At 26.8% G+C, this 6,520-nt stretch carries 7 protein-coding genes; 1 reads left to right on the top strand and 6 read right to left on the bottom strand.

The window, feature by feature from the left end; genetic code table 11:
• Positions 1-105 precede the first annotated feature (105 nt).
• The 5 genes from Q0V09_RS00270 to Q0V09_RS00250 form a co-directional block, all read right to left on the bottom strand.
• Positions 106-234, bottom strand: coding sequence for a hypothetical protein (locus Q0V09_RS00270; protein WP_297486675.1), 129 nt, complete (start codon positions 232-234; stop codon positions 106-108).
• A gap of 72 nt (positions 235-306) precedes the next feature.
• On the bottom strand, positions 307-1,125 hold the full coding sequence (locus Q0V09_RS00265) for a carbohydrate ABC transporter permease (protein WP_297407548.1): 819 nt from the start codon (positions 1,123-1,125) through the stop codon (positions 307-309).
• Between the two features lie 9 nt (positions 1,126-1,134).
• On the bottom strand, positions 1,135-2,016 hold the full coding sequence (locus tag Q0V09_RS00260; protein ID WP_297407550.1) for a carbohydrate ABC transporter permease: 882 nt from the start codon (positions 2,014-2,016) through the stop codon (positions 1,135-1,137).
• A gap of 10 nt (positions 2,017-2,026) precedes the next feature.
• Positions 2,027-3,280, bottom strand: a complete 1,254-nt coding sequence (locus Q0V09_RS00255; protein ID WP_297486672.1) for a sugar ABC transporter substrate-binding protein — start codon at positions 3,278-3,280, stop codon at positions 2,027-2,029.
• Between the two features lie 77 nt (positions 3,281-3,357).
• A complete protein-coding gene (locus tag Q0V09_RS00250) occupies positions 3,358-4,329 on the bottom strand; it encodes a LacI family DNA-binding transcriptional regulator (RefSeq protein ID WP_297486669.1) in 972 nt (323 codons plus the stop codon).
• Positions 4,330-4,453: 124 nt separating this feature from the next.
• On the opposite strand from Q0V09_RS00250, the gene Q0V09_RS00245 reads away from it, so the two are divergent.
• Positions 4,454-5,722: a Gfo/Idh/MocA family oxidoreductase gene (locus Q0V09_RS00245; protein ID WP_297404437.1), complete on the top strand. Its 1,269-nt coding sequence runs from the start codon at positions 4,454-4,456 to the stop codon at positions 5,720-5,722.
• Between the two features lie 42 nt (positions 5,723-5,764).
• On the opposite strand, the gene Q0V09_RS00240 is transcribed toward Q0V09_RS00245, so the two are convergent.
• Positions 5,765-6,487 (bottom strand): hypothetical protein, encoded by a 723-nt coding sequence (locus Q0V09_RS00240; protein WP_297404435.1) that lies wholly within the window; start codon positions 6,485-6,487, stop codon positions 5,765-5,767.
• Positions 6,488-6,520: the final 33 nt, after the last annotated feature.

The raw sequence follows: 6,520 nt of genomic DNA, 5'->3' as shown, positions 1-6,520 counted from the left end.
TTAAAAAATCTTGAATAACTCTATTTATTTTTCGAATCATATTATAAATCTCCTTATTTTTATTTAAATTATATCATAATTTTTATAAAAAAAAGAAACTCTATTTTAGAGTTCCTCTTCTTTATAAAAAATTCCAAATACAACTAAATAAATTCCATAAATAATATCTTTTATAGAAAAAACTCTTTCTTGCTTTAAACCACTAAACAATCTTTCTCTTAACCATTCTTTCATCTTTACCCCCAAAATAATAAAAGTTAAATCATTAATATCCTACTTCTTTTCTTTATCTTTTTCAATTTTTTTTTATTTTATTCCACTCGATGCCATTCCCTCTATAAATTTTCTCTGAAATATTATAAACATAATTAACATTGGCAAAACCCCTAAAATTGCTCCTGCCATAGCTAGAGGATAATCTGTTCCATGTTGCCCTGCTAAAGATGCTAATCCTGCTGATAAAGTCATTTTATCTGTTGATGTATTAACTATAAGAGGCCACATCAATTGATTCCAACTTGCTAATGATGTTATTATTACTAAGGCTACTAATCCCGGCTTTACAAGTGGAAGCATTACTTTATAAAAAATTTGAAAATGATTACATCCATCAATAACAGCTGCCTCTTCTAACTCTTTAGGAAGTGTCATAAAAAATTGTCTCATTAAAAATGTTCCAAATGAACTAAAGAGCCCTGGTAATACAAGTCCTGAAATTGTATTTAGTAATCCTAATTTTTGTATAATTATGTATTGAGGCAAAAGAAAAATTTGTCCAGGTACCATTAAAACAGCTAATAACATCATAAATATAGAATTTCTAAAAGGAAACTCTATTCTTGCAAAAGCATATGCTGCCATCGAACAAAATATTATCTGACCAATAGTTCTTACAACAGTATATATAATTGTATTATAATAAAATTGCATAAATGGCATAGTTTCTATAATTTTCCTATAATTTTCCCATTTATACTCTTTCGGAAAAATAATTGGTGGAATTTGTATGCTTTCTCCCAAACTTTTAACTGATGTTAAAAACATCCATATAAATGGAATTAATGTAAATATTACACCTAATATTAATATTACATGCAAAAATAATTGTTCTTTTTTATTATTCATAGCTCCTCCTTAATAATTTATTAATTTTTTTTGAAGTTTCATTTGAACAACAGTAAAAATTAATATAATTATAAAAAGTATTACTGCTATTGCTGCTGCATAACCTTTTTCTGACATTTGAAAAGCATTGGTATAGAAAAAATAAACTATTGTCATACTGCTTTCAAAAGCTGGATTACTTCTACTTACCATCATAAAAATCAAATCAAAAATTTGAAAAGAACTTATAAAAGACATTACTGTCACAAAAAATAATGTGGGACTTAAAAGAGGTAAAGTAATTTTAAAAAAGCAAATTATAGAACTAGCTCCATCTATTTTAGCTGCTTCATAATACATCTTAGGTATTCCTTGTAACCCTGCGAGTAAAATAACCATGTTATAACCAATACTTGACCATATAGCAACTATTATCACTGCATATAAAGCTGTCTCAGGATCTGACAACCATGCTCTTCCTTCTATATTAAATTTATCTAAAATCTGATTTAATATTCCAAAATCTTTATTGTACATCCATTTCCAAACCATAGCTATTGCTGTTGGCATTGTTACTGCAGGTAAAAAATAAAGCACTCTATATATTGTCAATCCTTTTATCTTACTATTAAGTATTGTTGCTATAATTGTTGAACACATAATTCCAATGGGCACTGAAAAAAATACATATATAAATGTATTTTTTAATGCTTTATACATTTTAGGATCTTTTACTATTTCTTTATAATTTTGTAAGCCTATAAATTCAAATTTTCCAAAAGCTCCTAAATTTGTAAAACTAAAATATAAGTTTTGAAAAAATGGAAGAATATAAAATATTGTAATTCCAATAACTAGAGGTAAAATCATAATGTAAGCCCAGATATAATTTTCTAATTTATCTTTTCTCATTATTCCTCCTTTAATTTTTCTCCTCTAAAAGAATTTTATTCATTTTTTCATTTATGATAGAACAAGCTTCTTCTGGTGACATTTCCCCTATCCAAACTTTATTTAAATACTCTTTTTGAATATCTTCCCATTTCGCTGTCATTAATGATGCCGGATATTCTATTCCTTTAGGATTCATATCTCCATATCCTTTTAAATTTAAATTTTCATATGATTTTAACCATATCTTTTGTGATTTAATATTTGCTGGTATAACTACTCCACTTTCTGCCTGAATATCATGTGCTTCTTTTGATGATAAATGTACTATTAATTTTTTAGCTTCTTCTGGATATTTTGTTTTAGAATAAATAGCATAACCAAGTCCATGAATTATTGCTGCATCTTTATTTTTTAGTGGAAGTTTTACTAGATTTATTTTATCTTTAATTAATTCATTGTTCATATAAGGTTTTATCATCCATGACCCTGAATATGTCATTGCTACTTTTTGAGATTGAAATAAATCAGAGGCTCTTGTATCAGAAACTTCACCTAATCCTGGTATTACTCCTTCGGATATTAAATTTTTAATTTCTTTTATCGCATCTATTGTATTTGGATTATTAAATCCACTTGTTTTTTTATCTGTGGAAATTACTTCTCCTCCAAATTGAGAAATTATCTCATAATAATCTTCTTGCCCTTCATAACTTAATGCTAATCCATACATTCCACTTTTTGCTTTAATCTCTTTAGAAGTATTTATCATATCCTCCCATGTCCAGTTATCATTTGGTTCAGATATATTATATTTTTTAAATATCTCTTTGTTATACCAAAGAGCTGTTGTATCTATATCTTTTGGAGATGCTAAAAGTTCTCCATTATAACTATACATTTTTATCATACCTTTTGGTAATTCCTCTATATTAATACTTTTATTATCAACTAAATTTTGAATTGGTAAAATCATATTAGCACTTGCATATTTTTTAAAATTAGGAGCATTTATCCAAAATATATCTTGAAGTTGTCCTCCAGTTGCAGAAGTTTCTAATTTTGTCCAGTATTGTGAAAATGGAGTTATTTCTACAATTACATTAATATTTGGATTTCTCTTTTCAAAATCTTCTATTATATTTTCAACTATTGGTTTTTGATTAGCATCCCATAATGCAACTTTTAAAATTTTCTTTTTTATTTCTTTTTTATCTTCATTTCCACAACCTGTAATTCCAATTAACACTCCTATTCCTAATAATAAAACTATTAATCTCTTCAATTTAAACCTCCTAAAATATTTTTTGAATACGTATGTATTTTTACAAATATACTTCAAAGAAGGCTTAATGTCAATGTCTATTTTATTGTTGATTTTCTTTTTACTATTTTGGGTATTAAAAAGATATTTTTTATTTTTTCATCTTTTTCTAATAATATATCTATTGCATTTTCTATCATTAACTCTGTTGGCTGAGATATACTAGTTATATTTAATAAATTAGCAACTATTGTATTATCAAATCCTACAATACTAATATCATTAGGTATTTTATAGCCTAATAACTCTAATTTTTTTATAGCTAAATATGCAACTTCATCATTTGAACACATAAAAGCAGTACACTCTATTTTTTGATTAATTGAAAATAAATTTAAATTATCAATGGATATTTTTTCTGAATCAATATTATAAAACCATTCTTTTTTGAAATTAATATTAGCTTTTTTCAATATATTTTTTAGCCCTTCAAATTTTGCATTATATCTAGTTCTATTATCTCCTATATATCCTATTTTTTTATGCCCTAATTCCAATAAATATTCTCCAACCAATTCTCCACCTTTAAAAAGAGATGTATAAACACTATTAAATCTAGGATAGTCATTGTTTATAGCTACAAATGCGATATCTAAAGAGTTTAAAAAATCTAGATTTTTTTCATCTACTGGTGCTATTAAAATTCCTTCTACTTTTCTAGCAAGCATCATTTTTATATGTTCTTTTTCTAAATTTGAATTTTTTTCAGAATTCATTATTAATAAACTATACCCTTTTTCTCTGGCTATTTTCTCTGCATATTTTGCCATTTCTAAATAATAATAATTTGAAAAACTAAAAACAATTAAACCTAAAATTTTGCTACCTACTCCTCTCATTGTTTTTGCACTTTCATCAGGTACAAATTTATATTTATCTATAAAATACTGTATTTTTTCACGAAGTTCCTCTTTTACCATATGAGGTTGATTTATTGCTCTTGAAACAGTTGCTTGAGATACCCCTGCCATTCTTCCAATCTCTGACATAGTTATTTTATTTTTTTTCATAAGTTATCCTCCTATATTTGTTACATAATACACTTTTAAAAAATAAAAATCAATTATTGACAATTTAATTTAAATAGAATATACTTTTAAAAATGAATACGTATACAAAACAAAGGGGGATTTTATGTTAAAAATTGGTCTTATTGGTGCTGGTAATAGAGGTAAGGATATTTATGCTAATTTTATTTTAAATTCTACAGATGAAGCTCAAATAATTGCTGTTGCTGAGCCTAATAAAATAAAGAGAGAACAAGTTATTTCTGCCCATAACATTAAGCCAGAATTTTCTTTTTCAACATGGGAAGATTTTTTGAAAAAAGATAAATTTTGTGATGCTATTTTTTTAGCTACTGGTGATGATCTTCATTTTGAACCTATTACAATTGCAATGGAAAAAGGATATGATATCCTTCTTGAAAAACCAATGTCCAATAAGGCTGAAGAGTGTGTTAAAATAGCTGATATGGCTGAATTTTATGGAGTTAAAGTTATGGTTTGCCATGTGCTTAGATACACTCCATTTTTTAGCAAATTAAAAGAACTAATTGATAGTGATATTATTGGAGATATTATTGATATTCAACACAATGAAAATATTGGAAACTTCCATTTTGCCCATAGTTTTGTTAGAGGAAATTGGAGAAATTCAAATGAATCTAGTCCACTTATTCTTCAAAAGAGCTGTCATGATTTAGATATTCTTTCTTGGTTGCTTAATGGGTCTCCTTGTAAACAAATAGCTTCTTTTGGAAGTTTAAAGCATTTTAAAAAGGAAAATGCACCAGAAGGTTCTTCTACTCGTTGTTTACAATGTAGTTTAATAGATTCATGTATCTATTCTCCTAAAAAAATATACTATAATAATATTGGATCTTGGCCCACTCTTATAGCTACAGAAATTCAAACAAAAGAAGCCCTAACTAACTCTCTAGAACATAATCAATATGGTAGATGTGTTTATCATTGCGATAATAACGTTGTAGATAATATGGTCTCTATTATTGAATTTGAAAATGGAGTTAATGTTACTTTTAATTTATGTGCCTTTACTGATGAAGTTTGTAGAACTATTAAAATTATGGGAACTAAGGGAGAAATTAGAGGTAATGACTTAAAAAATAATATCGAAGTTTATGAATTTGGAAAAGGACAAGGACGTTTTGATAATGGAGCTATTACCACAATTACACCTGAAGTATTAATTGGAGGACATGGAGGTGGAGATACTGGACTTATGAATGATTTTATTGACCTTTGCTTAGGAAAGAAAAATGATTCTAAAACAAGTCCTAGAACCTCTCTTGAAAGTCATATTATGGCTTTCGCTGCTGAAAAGTCAAGAATTGAAGGGAAAGTTATAAATATTAATGACTTTATTAATTCTTTAAGATAATATAAAAATCCTCATCCATAAAATTATAGATGAGGATTTTTTTTATTTTTCAAAATATTTATTAATTAAATTTACTAAATTAGCCATTTCAGTAGGAAGTTTACCATGTTCAGCTTCAAGACCTTTAACTAATTTTTCTAATTTATGTGCATGTTCTCCTAAAGTATGAACATATACTTCACCATCTTTACTTCTAAAGAAAGTATATTTAGATACTCCATTTAAATTCATATAAATTACAATAAAATCATTTACACTTTCTATTTGAGCATATCCTGTAAAAGTACCTTGAACTTCATTTAAAACCTCACCATTAATATTAATAACTGAATTATCCTTAACTATTACGTTTACAAGTTTTGATAAACCTAATACTTGAGCATCATCAGTTACTACAGTATCTCCTGTTAATCTTGTACTTCCAAATACTTTTGCTCTTTCACATATTTTTGAATAATCTGTAACTAATGCTGATTCATATACTTTTGCATTTCTTCTAACAACAGCTTCTTTAGATATTGTTGCCTCTCCATATACTATTGCACAGTCACATACTTTTGCATCTTCTTCTACTCTCGCTTTTTCATATACCATTGCTTCATTGTAAATCCATGAATTTCCACTTTGAGATAAATTTTCCTCTCTTTGTACATATCCTCCAAGTTGCCCATCCTTTACATCACTAAAATTTCTCAATGATTTTATTCTGTAAAGTGTTTGTCCTCCGTGGTTAATAGTTTCATTTGTTAATTCATATTTTTTCATTTGACACATCTCCTTGAAAATATCTTATAGTTG

Source organism: uncultured Cetobacterium sp. (assembly GCF_947039425.1).
Classification (GTDB): Bacteria; Fusobacteriota; Fusobacteriia; order Fusobacteriales; family Fusobacteriaceae; genus Cetobacterium_A.
The sequence above is the reverse complement of the archived record's forward strand: the minus strand, read 5'-3'. Positions and strand labels throughout refer to the sequence as shown.

Coding starts and splice junctions, on each gene's coding strand:
- Q0V09_RS00270 (WP_297486675.1), bottom strand. CDS start 234: ATGAAAGAATGGTTAAGAGAAAGATTGTTTAGTGGTTTAAAGCAAGAA.
- Q0V09_RS00265 (WP_297407548.1), bottom strand. CDS start 1,125: ATGAATAATAAAAAAGAACAATTATTTTTGCATGTAATATTAATATTA.
- Q0V09_RS00260 (WP_297407550.1), bottom strand. CDS start 2,016: ATGAGAAAAGATAAATTAGAAAATTATATCTGGGCTTACATTATGATT.
- Q0V09_RS00250 (WP_297486669.1), bottom strand. CDS start 4,329: ATGAAAAAAAATAAAATAACTATGTCAGAGATTGGAAGAATGGCAGGG.
- Q0V09_RS00245 (WP_297404437.1), top strand. CDS start 4,454: ATGTTAAAAATTGGTCTTATTGGTGCTGGTAATAGAGGTAAGGATATT.
- Q0V09_RS00240 (WP_297404435.1), bottom strand. CDS start 6,487: ATGAAAAAATATGAATTAACAAATGAAACTATTAACCACGGAGGACAA.